The following is a 19778-nucleotide window of genomic DNA, read 5'->3' on the forward strand; positions in this document are numbered from 1 at the left end:
AGAGGTGGGATTATGGAAAATATATCTTTAAGTAAAGAAAGAAATGTTATCAGTGTTGGACATTCTCTCGGCGTTACTATTCCCGCAGAAATGGCAAAGAAATTGGGAATTACCAAGAAGACAAAACTTGAAGTAAGTTTGACAAATGATGGGCTAAAGATTGTTAAAAAAAAGAGTGAGCTATCTTCTGAGTTTATTAAAGCAATGAATGAAACACTTGTTGAATATCATGATGCATTGGAAATATTAAAGAAGAGTGATGAGTAAATGAAGTATTTAACCACTTCAGAACTTATTGCATTGAACACAGCAGTTTTACTTAACACGAGTGAAAAATCAACTGTCCGTAATGCTAAGGGTCTTGAATCGATTGAAGCATTACCTCAACAAGCATTCTTTGGTATTGAAGCTTATTCAGAGTTCTATAAAAAGATCGGTATAGTTTTTATCAAAATTATCAATTTACATCCATTTGAAGACGGAAACAAAAGAACGGCGGTTATGGCGGCATCAGTTATAGCGAAAATGAATGGTTTTCAATTGAATTTATCGAACCAAGGAATTGCTGACTTGGCATTAAAGGTAGCTTCAGTTGATGAAAATAAACTGAAATATGAAGATGTGTATCGCATATTCCAAAAGCATCTGCATAAATTGAAATGAACCAATAATATGTAAATTTAGTGTCGTGAAGCCTCTGGTTTCGCGGCACTTTTTGCGTATAATGGATTGCAGATAAGAGAAAAGAGGAGACAGTATGTCCGTTAACTTTCGGATTGCTGAGGTCGACGACCAGGACGCAATCATTGCGATTTATAATCAGGCAGTTGCCACAAAGGGGAGCACGGCAGACTTGACGCCGGTGACGGTGGCCCAGCGGCAGCCTTGGTTCGCCTCGTTCGACCCGCAGCGCTTCCCGTTATGGGTGATTGAGAGCGACGGAGAGACCGCTGGCTTCGTGGGCTTGGAACGTTACAGTGATCGGGCAGGCTACCGTCATACGGCCGAAATTGCGCTGTATTTGGACGCTGACCACCAGGGACAGCATTTGGGAACACAAGCCGTGGACTGGGTAGCCATGCAGGCGCCGCGGTTGGGCATCACCAGTGTCATCTCTCGGATCTTCGGGCACAACCAGGCAAGTCGGCATCTTTTCGAAAAAGCGGGCTATGCGCACTGGGGGCACTTGCCAGCAATAGCAGACATGACGGGATTCACAGCTGACCTAGAGGTTTATGGGCATCATTTCTAATATGTTTATAAGTTATGAAAACTTGCCGTGATTTTTCACAAATGGTTAATGAAACCGGGAATAATGCGGGCTCATCCTTGATAAATATTGTATATGTTATATGAAAATGCCCTGAAACATGTTAAAATATCATCGTGTGGTTTTATGCATAACGGGGGAACCCGTTAGGTTGCTTCATATCTCAGAGTATTCGACGGAGGCAAACATTCTTGAATAAACGACGGCCAAACCCCAAGCAAGTGCCGGACCCCAACGAACCCTTATGGCGGTCGACATTGCGGGTAGCCATGCCCCTTAATTTAAGCTACATTCCAATCGGGCTGGCTTGTGGGATTTTGCTACACGCGGCAGGGTTCAATACCTTACTGACTGGATTAGTTTCTTTGTTGATCTTTTCCGGTGGGGCACAATTTTTAATTGCCACGATGTTGACTATTAATTCCCCATTACTATCAATTGTTTTGATGCTGTTTTTCCTGGAATTACGGTATGCATTACTGAGTTCGAGTTTATCACCATACTTAAAGGGCTCATCCAACCGCTTCCTTTTCATGTTCGCGGTTTCGTTAAACGATGAAAATTACGCCATTAACTACTTAAAATTTGCCACTGATAAAAAGTGGACGGGTAAGGAAGCTCTAATGGTGGAGCATTATTCCTTGCTGTTCTGGGCAGCTAGTAACATTGTTGGGAGTCTGATTGGCAGCGCCTTGAAGATTGATCTCAGTATCGTTAATTTTGCGCTGACGGCGCTGTTCTTGTACATGATTGTTATGCAGATCAAGAACCGCCTGACCATCGTGATTTGCCTGATTTCAGGAGTGCTCGCAGCAGTCTGCATGATGCTGACCAAGAGCACGTTAGGGTTGGTTATTTCGACAATTATTGCTTCACTGATCGGTTTCGGATTGGAAGCCACGCTCCGCAAACGGTTGCCAGACAGTCATTGGCTGTGGCGCCTGCGAAGTCCGGGGTCCAAGAAGAAAGCCGTGGAGCATTCGGATGCTAATTAGGACACAGGGAGAGCTATATGAACGCAGTTAATACGTGGAACAGTACGCAACACTTTTGGCTAATTATTTTAGGCTTTATTGTGGCCTTTATCCCGCGTTTCTTCCCGCTGATGTTGTTCACAAAGCGGGCGATTCCGGAATGGTTCAACGAATGGATGAAGTTCGTGCCGGTATCACTGTTTACGGCGCTAGTCGTGAAGGATATCTTCATCGACAGCGCTAGTTACGCACTACTACTCGACAAGTATTCAGAAATGCTGGCCGCAGTGGTCGTGATTATCGTTGCCTACCGAACCCGGTCGATGGCCATTTCGGTTGTCGTGGGCCTGATTGGCGTCTTCATCTTATCGATGTTCATGGCGTGACCAAATCAAATCTATAAAATTAATGGGACCTTGCCGGTTGGTGAGGTCCCTTTTTAGGTGGATGTAGTTTTAAGCTTCTGGATGAATGTCTGAAGGAACTAAGTCGTTTCCGTCACCTTCATATGGCATGTCGGGTTGTAATGTAGCGAGCTGATGAGCTATATCCCAGACGTGATTACCCGCAGCGTTAATTTTGGACTGCACTTTGCCGTAATTTTCAAGTTGCTTTTTATTTATATCTGTAAATTCATAGTAGGTGATGTTTGCCTTGTTCAAATCTGCCTGTGCATTTTGAACCGCATTTTTTAATTCAGCGTATTTGGGATCTTTTGGGGTTACTTTATCCAGTTCTAGTCTTGCTTTAACAAGTGTGATTCGAGCTTTTGTTTGATTGTTACTCAAATCTGATGCTTTTGAATTTAGAACTTGGTACTTCTGAATCCCTGGTGTCAATGTGATGTAAAGTTTAGTGTACTCCTGTTTTGCTTGTTCTAGTTGTAACCGCAAGTCGGCGATTTGTTGTGCAGTACTCTTTGAAGGTGCTGGTTTTGCTGAAGGAGCAGTGATGCTTGGCGTTTCGATGGGTTTTGGCAGGTTAACATGCTCTGTCACTGGTTTTTTCTCTGGTCTTTCCACAATTGGAGCAGTTTTCTTCACAGCTTTATATTTATATGTGCGGGCTTTGTAGCCCCTCTTGGTGGCCTTAATTTTGAAATTTAATTTCTTTAAGTTGTTCTTTTTGACTTTAATCACGAATTTCCCATGCTTGTTGGCTTTAGTCTTGGCCGTTTCACCGTGTTTTAGCCCGGTAAGTTTGATGTGGGCATACTTTGTCGTGTGGCCAGTCACCTTGTGTTTGGTTACTTTTACGTGGGTGATTTTTCCGAGCATTCTAGTCTTCGCTTGGGCACTGAGTTCGCCACCAGATACAACGGCTAGTAGTGTTGCTACCATAACGATCTTTCGCATTTTCATAAATATATTAATCTCCCTTTACTATTTATCAGTCAACATTCTTAGCGGTAGGCCAACTATAACATGCTAGCTAGTCCAGCAAAAGGAGAGATAAAAATCACCAACAATGGTTTACATGGATTGCTAGTTATAAGTGCCTTTTCAACACGGTTTTCAGAAGGGTTTTTCCGAAAAAATAATGGGTGGTCGTTGTTCAAGTATCTCAGTCACAATCGGTAAATTTCAACCAAAACCAAAAAGCACCACCCAACCCGGTGATCAATCCGAGTCGAGTGGTGCCTTAAGTATCAGATGATCCGCGGTCACCTGAAGATTTGAATTAGTCCGTTACCGGCGCTTGGGCGTGAGTACCATCGTACATGTAGTCCCGCGTCATGGGTAACATCCGGGCAGAAGGGCCCTTTGAAATCAAATACTGAATCACGTCAATATTACCAGATTTGAACGATGCCGCGCAAGCTTGGAGATAAAGATCCCACATCCGCACAAACTTTTCGTCAAACATCTTGGCAACTTCATCACGGTGTTCGTTGAAGTTCTTGTCCCAAATTTCCACCGTCTTTTGGTAGTGACGACGAAGGGGTTCCATGTCGTCAATCTGGAGGCCGTTTTCAATGATGTGCGTGGTGTTTTCAATCAAGCCAGGAACGTAACCACCTGGGAAGATCCACTTGTTCAACCAACCGTTGTTGGCGCCACCTTGTTGTCGGGTAATCCCGTGGATCAAGGCAACCCCATCGTTCATCAGGTACTTTTGAACGCAGTCGAAGTATTGGCCTAAGTTTTCTTGGCCAACGTGTTCGAACATTCCTACAGAGGTAATGTAGTCCCACTGTTCGTTACCCAACTCACGGTAGTCTTCCAAGCGAACTTCAGCAACGTCGGCTAAGCCTTCGTCCTGAATCCGTTGGTTAACGTAATTGTATTGTTCCTGGCTCAGGGTGATCCCAGTGACGTGCAGGCCGTATTCCTTGGCCGCCGTCAGCATCAGAGTTCCCCAGCCACAACCGATATCCAGCAGTGTCTTGCCAGGTTGTGGGTTTAATTTTTTAATAATGTGGTGAACCTTGTTGACCTGTGCGGTATACAAATCATCATCGGGTGATTCAAAGTAGGCACAAGAGTAGGTCATGGTGTCGTCGAGCCACAATTGGTAGAAGTTATTCCCAATGTCGTAGTGGTTCTGCACATCAGTCTTACTTTCCTTTTCAGTGTGCTTTTGCTTCGGCAAGAAGTGGATGAACTTTGAATTGTGGAAGAAACTGTCGGCGTTTTCGTAAGCGGCCGTCAATAAGTCTTCAATACTTCCGTCGATTTCAATCTTACCATCCATGATGGCTTCACCCAATGCAATCGAGGCATTGCGAGAGATCTCTCTAACCGGGATGGCCTCGTGAATGGTGATGGTGACGTCAGGAGTGCCGGTCCCGTATACATCGCTGGTGCCGTCCCAATAGTTGACGCGGACAGGGATGTTAAAGGTGTGGCTCAGAAACGTTTTGTAGAAAGTTTTTTCAAGCATGTCATGGGTCCTTTCCGGTTTCTCCATTAATGAAGAAACAAAATTACTACGCCATTATACGCCTATCAATGGGGTAAACGTAAGGGGAAGCTCTTAGTGTAAGCGCTTAACCTTTTCTTTACCTGACTTAGCCCGGTAAAATCCACCGATTCATGGAACAGGCATGGTATAATATAACCATAATTTACCAGCGGAGGTCTTTTATTTTGAAAAAATGGGTATGGGTCGTGGCAACAATCGTTGTGGCACTGCTGATTGGCGGTTACGCGTATTCGAACCATCACGCGACAGCTAAAGAGTACCAAGCGGCAATGGCCAACGGGCGTACAGCCATTCAAAGTAAGCATTACACCCAGGCAGAGAGTTACTTTCAGAATGCCTTGAAACGGCGTCTGAATGATCAGACGGCGCAACACTATCTGACGCAGACGCAACGGTATGTTTCCGGCGAGAATGCCTTGGAAGCCCGGCATTTCAGTAGTGCCCAGAAGTACTACGGGGAAGTCAAGGACACATCGAATGCGTCAACGGTCTTGGTCAAACGGGCCAAGGACCGCTACAAGCAGGTCAAAGAGATCAGAGCTAACGTTAAACAATTCAAGCAGATTTTAAACAAGGCGCAAGGTGAAAACAAGGCGCTGAACTACGGCCAATCCAACACCACGCTGGATGAGCTCTTCAACAATGCGAAGTTCCGGCAGAGTTACTACAAGGACTTATACGATCAAGCCTTGGCTTTACGGAAGTCGAATAACGCGGGACAAACGAGTGAAACGAGCTCGGCGGCATCGTCTTCATCGTCAACGGATAGCAGTAGCAGTGCCGCTAGCAGCTCTAGCGCTTCGCTGACGTCCGCTGAGAAGCAGGCCGCAAGCAATTACTCCGGGAGTAACGAATACACCGTCACGCAGAGCCAGAAGGAACTGGACGGCAAGACGATTACCGATGGTCAGATCAGTAGCGCCCGGCAGACGATTAACGCCGCTGGCGGTCAAGCCGATGCCATGAGTGATCAGGACGTCCGGGTAGCCTTACAACAGGCTAACAAGAAGGGCCTCTCCTTGACGAAGTACACGCAACAGTATCTGAAATAGATTTCTAGTAAGGAACGCGACTACGGTGGCGTTCCTTTTTATTTGCCCATAGGTTGGGGAATTTAGCGGTGCCATTACTGTAAGGTCTCATGGGTTTACAGTGGGCACCAGCCCAAGACACATTTTGGCTTAATTTGTAAAGCACCGCATCTAATTTGGTAAGCAAACTTACCATTTCTAACGAATGAGTTCTAAAATTTGACAGGATGGTAAGTTTATCAAACAAATAGTTTATGTGGGTATATAATATAATTAATTGGTCTACAAGCATTTTAGTGGCTAGAAAGCCTATCATAGCAAGGAATTCCCGCCACGATAGTCCTAAAAGTCCCCAAAAACTTCACAAGTCGTTTTTCACGCCAAATTGGTAAGCGTGATTTACTATGTATTTAGAATCAGAAAATTCTACTAAGGGGGGTAGAGTAATGCTTCCCACAGTGGCTAGGTGAGCACCAATCTTGGGGGATGGGGCGAGACCTAAAACTGATTTGATTCCCAAATCACCACGAAGCCACAGTGAGATTGCATTACAGAAAATTATGATTATCAACAAACATATCATGCGGACAACTAATGAGAAGCAAGTTCTTCAGCAGATCGTTAACGCAGGGCCCATTTCGCGTAGTCAAATTTCCCGGAATCTTAGTTTAAACAAGGTGACCGTTTCTGACATTTATAGCCAGTTGCTGCACGAAGGCCTGATCCGCGAGGTGGGTCATGGTGTCAGCACGCGTAACGGTGGTCGGAAACCAGTCATGGCATTGCTAAACGTGGGGTATGGTTATGTCGTCAGCATCAATATTTTACGGCAACGGTTCTCGATGATTACCAGTCGGCTGGATGGCCGGTCTGAAAATTATGCGAGCGTGTCTACCCGTGACGTGGATCTGACAACGGTGCTGGACATGATCGATGAGAAGATTGCGACGACCGTGGCGGAGAGTGACAATCGTCTGCTAGGAATTGCCTTTGGTTTGGATGGCACGATTTACGAGAATCAAATTTTGGGAGCTTCACTGAAGGGCTTTAAGAACTTTGATTTGGCGAAATACTTCAGCGACAAGTTCCAAGTTCCCGTTATTTTGGAAAACTTGGCTAATGAATCTGCCATTTACGAACGAGACTTCGCGGGTGAAGGTGTTTACCGCAACCTGATTTCCGTGACGATTCGGGATCAGGTCTCTGCCGGTATCGTGACGGAGGGGCACCTCTATCGTGGTCATAACGGTGAGGCCGGTAACATTGGGACCTGCCCACTGGCCGATCGTTATCAGGAAAAGAGTATGCAGACGGTCAACCAGTATGTCGCGGAAGGAACCGTCCTCCAGCGGATTATGGCGTATCAAAAGCTGGATCACGTGGATGTTAACCGAATTCGCCGTGACTATCTGGGGCACCGACCAGAGCTACTGGCAATCCTCGATGAATTCTCGTACTACCTGGCAAAGGTGCTTGGCAACCTGTCGAATACCTTTGCGCCGGATGCAATCATCGTGAATGCGCCGATTCTGGAGCTCTTGCCTGAGATGATGGATACTGTGAGAAAGTATGTTGACGACATGTCGATCATTCGTAAAGCACCGTTACTACTGACCAAGAACGCCAAGGAAGCATCCTTGAAGGGTGGGGCTTCGGCCATCATCCACAAGGCATTGGGCTTGGACGACTTACAACTGACGTTTAGCAATCAGCGGTCGGCAGTCTTAGAGGGCGTCGAGTCATGACTGAAAAGAATTTACACCGAACCGCGATGAATGGGGCTTTTGAGCTACCGTTCACCGCGGTTTTTAATGTAAAATGACCCAGACCAAAACTTTATGCTAAGCCGCAAACGGTGGGATGGTACGGTTGCGGCCAGTGACCCATTTCAGACTGTTGAAAATCATTAGGGATTTGACAAGGATGTTGTATAATGAAAATAAGATGGAATGGGGGATTTATAATTGAGCTTGTGGGAACGGTTTATCGCTAACATTCGACTCCGCCGTTTCGTGGTGTTGGTCGTGTTGATCTTCATTTTGTGGCTAATCCGGGCCGAAATGAATATGATCTTGCTAACGTTTATTTTTACTTTTTTGATTTTGCAATTGGTCAAAGCGGTGCGCAAGGTGGTTAAGCTACCACCGGCACTGATTGTATCGTTGGCGTACATCATCATTATTGGTGGCTTGTACTTGGCGATTACGACCTACCTACCGGCGCTGATCACGTCGTCCATGAAGGGTGGGGAGACGCTCTTTAAGTTCTATCAAGATCCGCAGACGGATAATAATGAGGTTGTTCGGTGGATTTCGGATTACATCAAGAGTTCCGATATCGTTAACCAGCTTCAAAATGGCGCCAAAGTCGTCTTGACTTACATTTCGACCATTGGATCGTTTGGGTTAACGCTGTTCATGTCGATGATTCTGAGTTACTTCTTTACGATTGAAAGTAAGCAAATGGCGGCATTCTCCAAGCATTTCCTGACGAGTACCTATGGCTGGATTTTCCAAGACATCAACTTCTTCGCAACGAAGTTCGTCAATACGTTTGGGGTCGTGCTGGAGGCGCAGTTCTTTATTGCTCTCTGCAATACGGTGATTACGACGGTGGTGCTGGCCATTATGCACATGCCACAATTGCCAACGCTGGCCATCATGATCTTCATCTTGAGCTTGATTCCAGTCGCTGGGGTCATCGTGTCTGTGGTGCCACTGACGATTCTGGGTTATTCGGTCGGTGGGTTCCGCTACATCGTTTATATTCTAATTATGATTGTCGTGGTCCACGCGTTGGAAGCCTACGTGCTGAACCCGAAGTTCATGTCGAGTCGCACGGAATTACCGATCTTCTATACTTTCGTGGTACTGTTGGCTGGTGAACAATTATTTGGTGTCTGGGGGCTGATCGTGGGGGTGCCAATCTTCACGTTCTTCCTGGATATCTTGGGTGTGCGGCCGGTTCACGGGCTGCATCCGCGGCCACAGGTTGATGTGCAGAAGATTCGTGAGTATCGGCACCACCATGGGAAGTCGGATGGCTCCGATGGGGATGACGACAAGTCGTAGGCATTTTGCCAGCTGGTGAGGGAAGAAAAGCGATAGGTAAGCGGTGTCATGAAAAGAACCGCACAATTAAGCTGAAATTCGCCGCTAGATGGTGTAAAATAACAAGGTATTCTATCAAAGAAAGAGGTTATAAGTGATGGCAAAATTAGTATTGATTCGCCACGGCCAAAGTGAATGGAACTTAGCTAACAAGTTCACCGGCTGGGTTGACGTTGACTTGAGCGAAAAGGGTGTCGAAGAAGCCAAGGCTGCTGGTCAAAAGATCAAGGAATCTGGCATGAAGTTCGACTACGCCTACACGTCAGTCCTGAAGCGGGCAATCAAGACGTTACACTACGTTTTGGAAGAATCCGACCAACTTTGGATTCCAGAAGCCAAAACTTGGCGTTTAAACGAACGTCACTACGGTGCTTTACAAGGTTTGAACAAGAAGGAAACCGCTGAAAAGTACGGCGATGACCAAGTCCACATCTGGCGTCGTTCTTACGATGTTTTGCCTCCACTCTTGGATGCAGACGCTGAAGGTTCAGCTGTTAAGGATCCACGTTACGCTAACTTGGACCCTAACATCGTACCCGGTGGTGAAAACTTGAAGGTTACTCTGGAACGGGTTATGCCATTCTGGGAAGACCAAATCGCACCTAAGTTACTCGACGGCAAGAACGTAATCATCGCTGCCCACGGTAACTCATTACGTGCCTTAAGCAAGTACATCGAACGGATCTCCGACGATGACATCATGAACCTCGAAATGGCTACTGGTGAACCAGTTGTCTACGACTTCGATGACAAGTTAAACATGACTAACAAGACGAAGTTAGGTAAGTAATTACCTGATTGACTCAGAGCCGCCTCGTTTGTGGGGGCGGCTTTTTCGTGGGAAAAATTGTCACTAGCGGTCACTAGAGGGGCCGCTGTTGACCGAAAATTTAGCATAGAGAAAAGAGATTGAATTTGGCAGATAAAGAAGTAACGCAGATTGAAATGATGAAGATTATCGGCTTGTTCCGCAAAGAAGGGTATACCGGCGAGTACGAAACCTTCCAACGCGTGAGTGGAACCGACCGTGAGTTCTTTGTGGTTATGAGCAACGAACAGGGTATCAAGGCGTTGTTCCGAGCAAGTTTGATGTTGAACGCTGTGGAGTTCCAGTATGTGTTGGATGACAAACATACGTTTGTGACGGAAGATGCGGACGCAAGCTAAGTTTGACAGTGCCCCACTAATCAAAGTGTTGTCACCAAATAACTAATTAAGATCAATAGAAAAGGCCTCACTACATGCAATTTAAACATGTAGCGAGGCCTTTTCTACAATGACACGATGGGCTTCGTCAGGGGTTGGCTGGTTTTTTACCACCGAATCCCCAGTCATCGTCGTTATAACGCTTAGATTAATTAGGCATTACTCTGAATTGCGGTTCAAGGAGGCGTTAATTTCAAGCAATCATCAGCCCAATGACCGGCGATCAATCCAGTAAACGACCACAATCAATGGTAAGGTAAATCCCATAACTGGGTAGAGCCATGACCAAGGAAACATAGCAGTAATAAGCCCCGCTAACATCGGTCCGCCAGACATCCCGAGGTCGATACCAATGTAGAAGGTGCTGTTGGCTAAGCCACGATCCGACATTGGTACAAGGGACAGTGCTTTTGCTTGGCAAATTGAAAACATCAAGCCATAACCAGCAGCGAACCCAAAGGCTCCTAGGAACAACATGAACCAATTGTTTAAATCAGTTAATCCGACTATGCCCAACAGGTTAAAGCCTAAGCATAGCCAGAAGAATTTTTTGAATGGCACGTGGTCAAACGCATCGCGTAATGCCATCCGCATTACCAATAAAATAATAGCATAGGTAGGAAAGAAGACGCCCGCTGGCACGGCAAAGTGTCGGTGAGCAATGTAACTCACGATGTAGTTTTCTGTGGCAAAATAGGGTAACGAAAATAACAGCAAGATAACTGCCAGGGGAACGACTTTAGGTTGAACCAGCTGAACTTTTTTGGCAGAGGTTGTATTTGTTTGGCGCGGGGCAACGGGCCGACCATGGTCGCCGACGAACTGAATGACAATCAGCATGAGGATGCTGAATAGGGCGGCGACCCAGAAGACACTTTGGTAACTGTAGTGTTGGTATAAATAGACACTAACTGCTGGGCCCACGGCCATTCCTAAGGCGCTGGCTAACCCATAAATGCCCATCCCAGAACCAATTCGGTCGGCGGGCAAGAGGTCAGCCATCCAAGTGGCCATACAGACGGAACATAATGTATAGCCAACCCCGCTAATCACTCGGGAAATCAGAACTAACGCCACGTTGGTGGTTAACGTATAGCCGAGGCTCGCTAGTAAAAGTAAGATGCCACCGATTAGCGTGAGGGTGTATTTAGACACGCGGTCGGTTAGGTTTCCAGCCAATGGCCGTAAGACTAACGCGGTCAAGTTCATTGCCCCGGCAATGACGCCGGCTAAAATACTGCTGGCACCGATATTGGCTGAAAATCCGGCAATTATCGGATTGATTAACATTGGTCCCATTAAATAAAAGAAACTGGCCACTAAAACTAAGGTAACATCTTTGGTATATAAGCGTGTGGGCACGCCAAATCATTTCCCTTCTAAATTGGCATTAGCGCGTCGGGCTAATGCTAGAAATTGTTGTTGTTCTTCCGGCGTAAAGCCAGCGAAAAGTTCTGCACTCGTTTTCCAGCCATGTTTATCGAGTTGGTCGTATTTAGTTGACCCTAGCGCAGTCACCACGACTAGCTTTGAGCGGCCGTCGTCAGGATTGGGCACTAGTTTCACGACCCCCGCAGTTACCATGTGTTGGACAATCACCCGGGCAGTTTGGTGGGTAATCCCTTGATAGTCCTTAAACATCGCGATTGTTTGATGGGAATGTTCCGCAAAGTATCGCAAGGCATCCCCTTGCTCTGTGGTTAAATTCAAATTCTTAATGTGTAAATTTCGGCGCTGCTTAATTCTGTGAGCCAGTTGCAGCAGCTGCCGTGAAATCATGTCGTCTCTATTCATGTGATCACCTCATGAGTATATTGCACAGTATACTGTATACTTTGGTAAGACCAATTTTATTTTTAAAGTGGAAAAAGGTCTTTGCTGTTGTTTCAGCACTATGCAATATCTCTGTAGTATGGTTAGTTTTTAATATAAATTAGGCAGAATTCCCTTGCTTTCAAACAGGGGATGAATGCCGCTATGCCCTTCGCTGACTGGCAATGTAGTTTTCTACGGTTTCCTTGCTCATATTACCAAGGGTACTCATGAAGTAGCTAGGAGACCAGAGATGTCCACTCCAAAACTTCTGGGCTTTTATCTCTGGATGTAACTCAAAGAATAAGCGCGCTGAACCGCCTTTGAAGGCCTTGACAACGTTCGTTGGCGCATACTTGGGCTTAAAGCTTAGTAATAAGTGGATATGATCAGGCATTACTTCCATTTGCTCAATGGTTACTTCGTTCAGCAGGGCTATTTTTGTTAGGATATTGGTCATTTCAGCGACTAACTTTGGCGTTGTAAATGCTTCGTGCCGGTGTTTAGTGACCCAGACCAGGTGAAAATGAAAGTTGTAAACATAACCTCGTTCGTGAATTGATCCGCCAATATCTTTACTCATATGATACCTCCATAAATATTATTATAAGTTGTTTTGTTATGAATACAGTATACTCATATGGTATGATACCATCAAGCAAGAACCTCCAGCACCACGTCTCTACGGCCTTGATCAAAAAACACGATTTAGTCGTAGCTGAAGAGCTGCGGAGTCAAAATATGTTGCGGAACCATGCTTTGGCGATGAGTATTTCGGACGTTGGCTGATTGCAAGCGGACATGTCCTAATTGTGGCACGTTTCATGTGCGTGATCATAACGCAGCTAAAAATATTTTAGGAAAAGGTTTAGCAACCCTGTAAGAAATGAGTCCGCCTGGCAACCTGCGGACCTAAAAGGCTTTGGTAATTAGCGGATAAGTCCTATTCGTAGGCAATCGCTGTATCTAAGCAAATTGTGGTCGCCATGCCGTGGGGTGTGGTTCTCACAAGCGTCCGTTTTTAAACGGGCGTGGTTGACTCAGGATATGCGTATCACAAGTTAAGTACCCGGAACGAAGTAATAGCTGTTTTAGTGACCGATGTTTGGAGCCAACGAAGGAGTCGTGACATAACTAGCCCCTCAAAAATGAGACTAGTTATGTCACGACTCCTTCGATTTAAATCTTAATGTCACAATTTCAAGCTACAATTACGTAACGTAAGTTGGTAACTACTAAAACAGATTTTTCTAAATGCTCCGACAGTCTCTAAATCGTTTTATCCAGTTTCCATGCAGAGAAGGCATTAACAACAAATGTTTTTTGATTATCGCAAACCAACTTCATGGTCTTTAGCTTAGCTTCTGGATAAATGCGATTCGTAATTGTCGTCTCGCCATTATTAATGAAAGCTTCGATTGAATTCGTATCCAAGAAAATATCGAAATCAATGGTATCTCCGGTTCCCTCATAGGGTGCTTTACAGATCTCCCGCTTTTCAACGCTGTAGTTTGAACAGTCTAAAATAATTTCTGATTTTTTCAAATCAACTGTCAATGTGCAGCTTTGATTGGCGTTTTTACGATCAGCAATCTCCAATTCAATTTTGCCGGCGTAGTCTGCTGGTATCTGCAAGTTGAATTTCAGTTCTGAAGCTTCAGGAATGTCTTGTTCAAGATGACTAACTTCCTGGTTCCTGATTTCACTAAGTTGATCAATTCGAATCGTCTCTAATTCTTTGATTGGCGTTTGGTAGAGACGACCATTCTTAATCGTAATATCGCGTGGAATCGTCATTGCACCCGACCAGCCATCATCTGCTGTTGGCATTTTTGAGAACCATTGATTCATCCAAGCAATCAGAATATGTCGCCCGTCGACGTCCATGGTCTGCGGCGCATAGAAGTCATTCCCATAATCTAGAATTCCTTGGCCGTTCTGTTTAAAGCTGGGTTCTTCCAAGTTGGCTTTTCCTGAAATGTAGATTGGTTTCTGGTTAACTGTTCCTTCCATTGGAGAGACAATTAAAAAGTCATTTTGACTCGATAAAATGATGTTCGGGCATTCCCACATCGTCCCTTGTTTACCGTTACTTTGGGCAAGAATTCCAAGATAGTTCCATTTGAGTAAGTCTTGACTACTGTATAAAGCAAGTTCACCTAATGTGTCGTTGTGTGTCCCAATCACTGAATACCAGGTATCGGCGACCTTAAATAGTTTAGGATCTCTAAAATCCTTAGTGGCTTCTTTAGGAAAGTTAGGAATTACAGGATTCAAATCGACCTTATCAAAGTTAATGCCATCACTTGAAATTGCGATGTTTTGCGTTTGTGGAATTTCTTTACTATCAACATCTCCGGTATACATCAAAACTAAGTCATCGTTTTGCGTCGTTGCGGATCCTGAAAAACAACCATAGCCTTCAATGTTGGGGTCGCAGTCATAGGCTTCCGATGGGGCAAGTGCCACTGGCAGATATTCCCAATGCAATAGATCTTTGCTTTTGGCGTGACCCCAATGCATGGGACCCCATGAGGTCCCGTGCGGATAAAATTGGTAGAACAGATGGTACTCACCTTTATACTTGATAAACCCGTTTGGATCATTCATCCAGCCAATTTGTGGCATAAAGTGATAATTCAATCGTGACGGGGCCTTAGCAACTTGTTGTCCTTTTTCAGAAATTTCCCGAGTAAGTTCAGTTATATTTACCTTTTGGCTATCCATGACTTACCACCTTCTTCTAATCGTCTTCCTTTTGATATTTGCTTCTTACCGCTTTGGCATCTGCAAGATTACCTTTTTCAGCACGGTGGGTTTTATCAAATTTAAGTTGCATTTCTTTGTTTTTACCTGCGGAATACCACTCGTTTCTCTTTTTAGTCTTGGCGTATGCTTCTTTTTGTTCTTTGGTTAGCGTAGGTTTTTCAGCATCGCTCAATGTTGGGACATCCATTTTGGCAACGACTGGAATCCGTTTTTCAACTGGTAAAATACTTAACTTTGGAGAAGGCAAAGTTTGATACCAGTAAGCTGTTGAAGCCCAATCGTCGGAAAGGTGGTTAGCATGCCCATGCTCAATGGTTACCTTGATTTCTTTAGAAAATCTGACGGGATCTGGTAGATGGAATCGATAAGAAACCTGATAGCCTGGCATGTCGCTTTCATGAATAATCGACCCATTATACAGGAAACTATTCTTCTGCATTCCCCAGGCATGACCGAAGTAGTCCTCGGTCCCGGTACCATTGATACTTGGAACCTTTTCACCATCGACATAGATCATATCGTCGCCTTCACCCCACCAGCTACCTTGGAAGTGAGTAACGGAAAGATTACAGCCGACATAGTGCCCTTTTCCCTTAGTATCTAACAAGACGTAATTATCTTTACCCGATAAGTTGCTGATATCTTGGACTTCAGGACTGTTTACTTGTAAATCATCGCCCCATCCACGGCAGGGAAGGTTGCGGTTCCAGTTTGCATGAAAGTACAAAGTATCTTTTGGCAAGGGCTTTTTATACATTTCATAATCAATATAGAAGTATAGCCCGAATGGTAAGTCACCTTGATTAATAATCTCAATCTTGGCCTTTTTATTAAATGGCATTGGGAAATAGCAATTTCTGGCGGCTGGTGCACCAAACTTATTGGCTTCCTCGGGTTTTACAGAAACGTTGAATGGGGCGGATTGAAAGTTCCCTGGTAACGAGTTCCCAATACAGAAGAAGTCGCCTAATGGGGCTAAAATGCTTGGTGTATCTTCGTCATCCCAGGTGATTTTAAATAATGCCGTCCGGTAATAAAAGGGATCCTGTTCTTCCCAAGTAACACCTAACGGATTGGCAATCTCATTAACAGGGGCAACGTGGCTACCCATAATAGGATCAACAATCCCAGGTCCAATTGTCTTGCGACAGAATGAAGTCATCCACATATGCGTGATGCAAGCGGGACCCTCAATTTCACCCAAAGTGATCGATTCTCCTGCCGGAATCATCCAATAATCTTGGTTTTTCCCATCCTGATCATAACTTGATAATCTGGCAGTTCTTGCGTCTTGACTCTTAGTTAGATAGTCTAAATTATTTTTCATGGTTAGTTGTCCTTTCTTGTAAACCTGCTATTACTTTATAGTAGTCAGTCAATTAAGCCGGTTACTTCAGTGCAATTAGGATAGTGGGTCACCTCCCACATTCTGATCATCCTTTTCGATGAAGAAGAAGCCGAAGATAACGGCGATAAATACAATTGCAGCGACAAATAAGAATGTCGATCTGTATCCTAAGTTGTCGCGCAGAATCCCCAGGGGAGTTGATAGAATAATTTGTCCAACTTGGGCGGCAATTTGAAAGCCAACCATATACAGCGTTGCCGACAACTTAACATCGTAATGCAGTGTAAAGTATCTAATAATTGCCAACATGAACAGGGGAACCTCAATGGAATGTAACATTTTGACTAGTGAAATCGTTATGATACTTTTGGCAACGCCACATCCGCCGATTCTGATGAACATAACCGTAACCCCTAAAAGCAATGTTTTCCTGACACCGATTTTCTTCATCACATAGGGAATAACAATCATCATGATTGATTCTCCAAAAACCTCTAATGAGTTCAATAGACCATAGATTCTTTCACCAGCGTTGGGGGTAGCAAATAACTTTGTATAAAACCCAGGAAACATTTGTTGGTCAAAAACAGTGTAGAAGGTCCATGACAACATGACAAAGATAATCATTTTCCAAACGTCTAGCCGTTTTAAAACGTGGAACATATCTTTAATTGAAGGTGAACTGTTATTTACCTCTTTTTTTATTTCTTTATCTGGATACCAGTATTTCAATTCCAAGAATAAGATCAAGCTTAAAACCGAACTAGCGATAAAATTCAAATCAGGATTGATAGAAAAAATGAGACCTGCAAAGATGGCAGAAACTGCGTAACCTAAGGAGCCAAACATTCGCGCATGCCCATATTCAAAGTGTGTCCGTCTACTGATTCGTTCCGATAATGCTTCATAGACAGCCGTAGCTGCCAAAAATCCCATCGACAACAATAATGAACCTAATATCAAACCAACTAAAAAACTATTTTTTAATAAAGGGCCATACACGAAGATGAAGAACGGCCCAACAAGTACTGATGTCAAAGAGCATACCAACAATAGGCCACGTTTAATATCTAATTTGTCTTGAATCCCGCCGTAAACTGTCATCAAAATAACTGTAATAATCGAGTTTGCCGAGAATATCTCGCCAACCTGCGTTCCAGACATATGCAGGGTGTTGGTTAACCAAATTTGAAAGAATGCCCACCATATTCCCCATGAACTAAAATAAAGAAATAATGTCGTGGCACTCTGCAAGTAGCTAGGATTTCTTATTTCTTGTTTCAGATTTATGTTATCTTTCATGATGTTAAACCAAGTTCCTTCTCATTCCGACTGGGCAGTGTTGCTCCTGCGTTGCCATTGCATTCGCAACCAGTCAATATTTTTGTGTAACCGGTTGACATACATCGATAAAAGTAAGCGCTTAACAAAATACATTGTAAGCGCTTACTTTAAATATGTCAACCGGTTCCATATTTTTTATCCCGTTTTTCCTTGCCAAACTGTAACTGGGAAGGTTTGATCATTGCGATAATGACTGTCAGTAATTCGCCGTAATAGAGTCTCAACGGCACTGTTAGCCATATCGTCAATTGGCTGCACAATGGTCGTCAAATTTGGCAGCAACATTTTAGTCATGTCGGCGCCATCATAACCCACGATCTTTAAATCATTGGGAATCTGCCGGCCTAATTGGGTGGCGATATCCATGACTATCGCAGCGTCCATATCATTTGAGATGAACATGCCATCAACGTCTGGATGGTCTTGAAAAATTTCCCGGATTCGTTTTTGTTTTTCAATTTTATTTAAATCAAAATCCAGCGTATAAACAATTGGCTTGAGCCCGTGCTTAGTCATTGTGTCTTCATACGCCTGGCGCCGACGCTGGGCGGGACTTTTAATCGCTTCAGGATCATTGGTATGAATGATGACCTGACAGCCATGGTCAATCAACAGTTCCGTTGCTAACGTGCCACCCATGTAATTGTCGGACGACACGACTGGAATATCCTTATTCATGATACTGTCAATTGCGACGATAGGAAGATTGGTATGCTTATATTCTTCAACGCCTCGATTATGGGAGCCGATAATTAGGCCGTCTACCTGATGCGCCATCAACTCCTGCAGATAAAGACGTTCCTTATTCGAATCATTCATCGAATTACCAATCAACACTTTAAAGCCGTGTTTAAAAAGTTGTTTTTCCATTGTGGCGACCAACTGCCCATAAAAAGGATTATTGACCGTCGGAAAGATTAAACCAACTAGTTTCGTTTCTTGTTTAAATAATTGCTGGGCGACTACGTTCGGACGATAGTTCAATTCATCCATAGCCGCGTGAACCTTTTTAACCGTTTCGGTGCTAAGATAGCCACGCTTGTTCAGCACTCTTGAAACTGTCGTCTTTGAGACGCCGGCAAGCTTTGCCACATCTTCCATTTTTACTTTCATAACGTCACCTAAATCATTATTATTAGAGTTTATATATTTTTAGGTCCATTGGCCAGAGCAGTGACACGTGTAAATCTAGTGCTTAGGCACACCACAGAAACCATCGCAGGCACACTTACGTTCAGAAATCATTGGGCAGCGGCAAACGCCATCGGCACTAGCACAGCCACAACCGGGGGCACAGGTCATCCCCGCATGACAAAACGGATTGTCAGCCGGTTTAGTCTCGTTCTTTTTAACAGTTTCAGTCATCATGGTCACCTCATATGTGGTAATTTAGCAACTTTCCAATTTATCAGTGCTAATTAGGTTAAAACCTTCATCGAGCTTCTGGGTCAACTGGGCTTGTTCTTGCTCGGTTAGTTGGGTGCGTTCGCTACCAGCAGCTGGGCGCGTCAAGACTTGATGGTATAACGCGGTCTTGGCACTTGCCGGAGCATCAATCTTCACCGCTACCGCAACGTCGAGGCCAGCGGCTGTGTCGACGTATGCAGCACCGTTATTGATAATGAAACCAGCCGCAAAGTAATCCTGGTGGTTAATAAGAAAGTACTCAGTCATGGGAGGTCTCCTTTCGAGTCAAAGATGCACTATATACCTAGAGTATACTAGTCAAATTCACAAAACAACAGAGCTGGTTCTGTTGTGTATGATGAGTCCAAATTGAGGGCGTTTCATACGCAAATTGGAATTGAAGTGATGATTGTGGGCGACAATCAATTAATGGTGAAACAGGTTACCGTCTAGATACAATATAAAATGTTAATAACCTATAGAAAATTAAAACGAATTTCGATATACTAAAATCAGCTTATAACAGATGAGCAATCATTATTATCCTGTAGTAATCAGTGGCGTCTGGCAATGATTACCACG

21 protein-coding genes and 1 pseudogene are annotated in these 19778 nt (G+C 44.4%); 11 read left to right on the plus strand and 11 right to left on the minus strand.

Annotated features, from left to right (window positions below):
• The first annotated feature begins 12 nt into the window (after positions 1-12).
• The 5 genes from ACEPSU_RS02460 to ACEPSU_RS02480 all read left to right on the plus strand — a co-directional run bounded on the left by ACEPSU_RS02460 (position 13) and on the right by ACEPSU_RS02480 (position 2630).
• Positions 13-267: an AbrB/MazE/SpoVT family DNA-binding domain-containing protein gene (locus ACEPSU_RS02460; protein WP_395322665.1), complete on the plus strand. Its 255-nt coding sequence runs from the start codon at positions 13-15 to the stop codon at positions 265-267.
• Positions 268-663, plus strand: a complete 396-nt coding sequence (locus tag ACEPSU_RS02465; RefSeq protein WP_395322667.1) for a type II toxin-antitoxin system death-on-curing family toxin — start codon at positions 268-270, stop codon at positions 661-663.
• Positions 664-757: 94 nt separating this feature from the next.
• Positions 758-1252 (plus strand): GNAT family N-acetyltransferase, encoded by a 495-nt coding sequence (locus tag ACEPSU_RS02470; RefSeq protein WP_395322669.1) that lies wholly within the window; start codon positions 758-760, stop codon positions 1250-1252.
• Positions 1253-1539: 287 nt separating this feature from the next.
• Complete coding sequence (locus ACEPSU_RS02475) at positions 1540-2265, plus strand: AzlC family ABC transporter permease (RefSeq protein ID WP_395323128.1); 726 nt, start codon at positions 1540-1542, stop codon at positions 2263-2265.
• A 17-nt stretch (positions 2266-2282) separates the two neighbouring features.
• Positions 2283-2630: an AzlD domain-containing protein gene (locus tag ACEPSU_RS02480; protein WP_125701727.1), complete on the plus strand. Its 348-nt coding sequence runs from the start codon at positions 2283-2285 to the stop codon at positions 2628-2630.
• A gap of 69 nt (positions 2631-2699) precedes the next feature.
• Here the strand turns inward: ACEPSU_RS02480 and ACEPSU_RS02485 are convergent, their stop codons facing one another.
• Together ACEPSU_RS02485 and ACEPSU_RS02490 are read right to left on the minus strand one after the other, a co-directional pair.
• On the minus strand, positions 2700-3605 hold the full coding sequence (locus ACEPSU_RS02485; protein WP_395322671.1) for a hypothetical protein: 906 nt from the start codon (positions 3603-3605) through the stop codon (positions 2700-2702).
• 319 nt (positions 3606-3924) lie between these two features.
• Positions 3925-5127: a class I SAM-dependent methyltransferase gene (locus ACEPSU_RS02490; protein WP_395322673.1), complete on the minus strand. Its 1203-nt coding sequence runs from the start codon at positions 5125-5127 to the stop codon at positions 3925-3927.
• Positions 5128-5333: 206 nt separating this feature from the next.
• On the opposite strand from ACEPSU_RS02490, the gene ACEPSU_RS02495 reads away from it, so the two are divergent.
• The 5 genes from ACEPSU_RS02495 to ACEPSU_RS02515 all read left to right on the plus strand — a co-directional run bounded on the left by ACEPSU_RS02495 (position 5334) and on the right by ACEPSU_RS02515 (position 10477).
• Positions 5334-6221 (plus strand): hypothetical protein, encoded by an 888-nt coding sequence (locus tag ACEPSU_RS02495; RefSeq protein ID WP_260340210.1) that lies wholly within the window; start codon positions 5334-5336, stop codon positions 6219-6221.
• 539 nt (positions 6222-6760) lie between these two features.
• Positions 6761-7945 (plus strand): ROK family protein, encoded by a 1185-nt coding sequence (locus tag ACEPSU_RS02500; protein ID WP_027825985.1) that lies wholly within the window; start codon positions 6761-6763, stop codon positions 7943-7945.
• A gap of 219 nt (positions 7946-8164) precedes the next feature.
• Positions 8165-9271: an AI-2E family transporter gene (locus ACEPSU_RS02505; RefSeq protein WP_260340209.1), complete on the plus strand. Its 1107-nt coding sequence runs from the start codon at positions 8165-8167 to the stop codon at positions 9269-9271.
• A 136-nt stretch (positions 9272-9407) separates the two neighbouring features.
• Positions 9408-10100 (plus strand): 2,3-diphosphoglycerate-dependent phosphoglycerate mutase, encoded by a 693-nt coding sequence (locus ACEPSU_RS02510; RefSeq protein ID WP_020089663.1) that lies wholly within the window; start codon positions 9408-9410, stop codon positions 10098-10100.
• 125 nt (positions 10101-10225) lie between these two features.
• Complete coding sequence (locus ACEPSU_RS02515) at positions 10226-10477, plus strand: hypothetical protein (RefSeq protein ID WP_395322676.1); 252 nt, start codon at positions 10226-10228, stop codon at positions 10475-10477.
• 243 nt (positions 10478-10720) lie between these two features.
• Here the strand turns inward: ACEPSU_RS02515 and ACEPSU_RS02520 are convergent, their stop codons facing one another.
• The 3 genes from ACEPSU_RS02520 to tnpA form a co-directional block, all read right to left on the minus strand.
• Positions 10721-11878: an MFS transporter gene (locus ACEPSU_RS02520; protein ID WP_395322678.1), complete on the minus strand. Its 1158-nt coding sequence runs from the start codon at positions 11876-11878 to the stop codon at positions 10721-10723.
• Positions 11879-11884: 6 nt separating this feature from the next.
• Positions 11885-12310, minus strand: a complete 426-nt coding sequence (locus ACEPSU_RS02525) for a MarR family winged helix-turn-helix transcriptional regulator (RefSeq protein WP_395322680.1) — start codon at positions 12308-12310, stop codon at positions 11885-11887.
• Between the two features lie 181 nt (positions 12311-12491).
• Positions 12492-12911 (minus strand): IS200/IS605 family transposase, encoded by a 420-nt coding sequence (gene tnpA / locus ACEPSU_RS02530; protein ID WP_395322682.1) that lies wholly within the window; start codon positions 12909-12911, stop codon positions 12492-12494.
• Positions 12912-12991: 80 nt separating this feature from the next.
• Between tnpA and ACEPSU_RS02535 the strand changes: the two are divergent.
• A pseudogene (locus ACEPSU_RS02535) lies at positions 12992-13211 on the plus strand (RNA-guided endonuclease TnpB family protein); the annotation flags it as partial.
• A 386-nt stretch (positions 13212-13597) separates the two neighbouring features.
• On the opposite strand, the gene ACEPSU_RS02540 reads toward ACEPSU_RS02535, so the two are convergent.
• The 6 genes from ACEPSU_RS02540 to ACEPSU_RS02565 form a co-directional block, all read right to left on the minus strand.
• Positions 13598-15055: a glycoside hydrolase family 32 protein gene (locus ACEPSU_RS02540; RefSeq protein ID WP_395322684.1), complete on the minus strand. Its 1458-nt coding sequence runs from the start codon at positions 15053-15055 to the stop codon at positions 13598-13600.
• 16 nt (positions 15056-15071) lie between these two features.
• The gene (locus tag ACEPSU_RS02545; protein WP_395322686.1) at positions 15072-16424 is read right to left on the minus strand and encodes a glycoside hydrolase family 172 protein; all 1353 of its coding nucleotides are present in this window, start codon (positions 16422-16424) and stop codon (positions 15072-15074) included.
• Between the two features lie 75 nt (positions 16425-16499).
• A complete protein-coding gene (locus ACEPSU_RS02550) occupies positions 16500-17747 on the minus strand; it encodes an oligosaccharide MFS transporter (protein WP_395322687.1) in 1248 nt (415 codons plus the stop codon).
• Between the two features lie 177 nt (positions 17748-17924).
• Positions 17925-18902: a LacI family DNA-binding transcriptional regulator gene (locus tag ACEPSU_RS02555; protein ID WP_395322689.1), complete on the minus strand. Its 978-nt coding sequence runs from the start codon at positions 18900-18902 to the stop codon at positions 17925-17927.
• A gap of 75 nt (positions 18903-18977) precedes the next feature.
• On the minus strand, positions 18978-19154 hold the full coding sequence (locus tag ACEPSU_RS02560; RefSeq protein WP_395361587.1) for a hypothetical protein: 177 nt from the start codon (positions 19152-19154) through the stop codon (positions 18978-18980).
• Between the two features lie 24 nt (positions 19155-19178).
• On the minus strand, positions 19179-19463 hold the full coding sequence (locus tag ACEPSU_RS02565) for a hypothetical protein (protein WP_395322693.1): 285 nt from the start codon (positions 19461-19463) through the stop codon (positions 19179-19181).
• Positions 19464-19778: the final 315 nt, after the last annotated feature.

Source organism: Levilactobacillus parabrevis, from assembly GCF_044051715.1.
Classification (GTDB): Bacteria; Bacillota; Bacilli; order Lactobacillales; family Lactobacillaceae; genus Levilactobacillus; species Levilactobacillus parabrevis.

Bases quoted from the DNA above. Each gene is read 5' to 3' on its own strand.
- ACEPSU_RS02560 (WP_395361587.1), bottom strand. From the start codon at position 19,154: ATGACTGAAACTGTTAAAAAGAACGAGACTAAACCGGCTGACAATCCG.
- ACEPSU_RS02480 (WP_125701727.1), top strand. From the start codon at position 2,283: ATGAACGCAGTTAATACGTGGAACAGTACGCAACACTTTTGGCTAATT.
- ACEPSU_RS02460 (WP_395322665.1), top strand. From the start codon at position 13: ATGGAAAATATATCTTTAAGTAAAGAAAGAAATGTTATCAGTGTTGGA.
- ACEPSU_RS02465 (WP_395322667.1), top strand. From the start codon at position 268: ATGAAGTATTTAACCACTTCAGAACTTATTGCATTGAACACAGCAGTT.
- tnpA (WP_395322682.1), bottom strand. From the start codon at position 12,911: ATGAGTAAAGATATTGGCGGATCAATTCACGAACGAGGTTATGTTTAC.
- ACEPSU_RS02500 (WP_027825985.1), top strand. From the start codon at position 6,761: ATGATTATCAACAAACATATCATGCGGACAACTAATGAGAAGCAAGTT.
- ACEPSU_RS02470 (WP_395322669.1), top strand. From the start codon at position 758: ATGTCCGTTAACTTTCGGATTGCTGAGGTCGACGACCAGGACGCAATC.
- ACEPSU_RS02565 (WP_395322693.1), bottom strand. From the start codon at position 19,463: ATGACTGAGTACTTTCTTATTAACCACCAGGATTACTTTGCGGCTGGT.
- ACEPSU_RS02525 (WP_395322680.1), bottom strand. From the start codon at position 12,310: ATGAATAGAGACGACATGATTTCACGGCAGCTGCTGCAACTGGCTCAC.
- ACEPSU_RS02485 (WP_395322671.1), bottom strand. From the start codon at position 3,605: ATGAAAATGCGAAAGATCGTTATGGTAGCAACACTACTAGCCGTTGTA.
- ACEPSU_RS02540 (WP_395322684.1), bottom strand. From the start codon at position 15,055: ATGGATAGCCAAAAGGTAAATATAACTGAACTTACTCGGGAAATTTCT.
- ACEPSU_RS02550 (WP_395322687.1), bottom strand. From the start codon at position 17,747: ATGAAAGATAACATAAATCTGAAACAAGAAATAAGAAATCCTAGCTAC.
- ACEPSU_RS02490 (WP_395322673.1), bottom strand. From the start codon at position 5,127: ATGCTTGAAAAAACTTTCTACAAAACGTTTCTGAGCCACACCTTTAAC.
- ACEPSU_RS02545 (WP_395322686.1), bottom strand. From the start codon at position 16,424: ATGAAAAATAATTTAGACTATCTAACTAAGAGTCAAGACGCAAGAACT.
- ACEPSU_RS02555 (WP_395322689.1), bottom strand. From the start codon at position 18,902: ATGAAAGTAAAAATGGAAGATGTGGCAAAGCTTGCCGGCGTCTCAAAG.
- ACEPSU_RS02510 (WP_020089663.1), top strand. From the start codon at position 9,408: ATGGCAAAATTAGTATTGATTCGCCACGGCCAAAGTGAATGGAACTTA.
- ACEPSU_RS02475 (WP_395323128.1), top strand. From the start codon at position 1,540: ATGCCCCTTAATTTAAGCTACATTCCAATCGGGCTGGCTTGTGGGATT.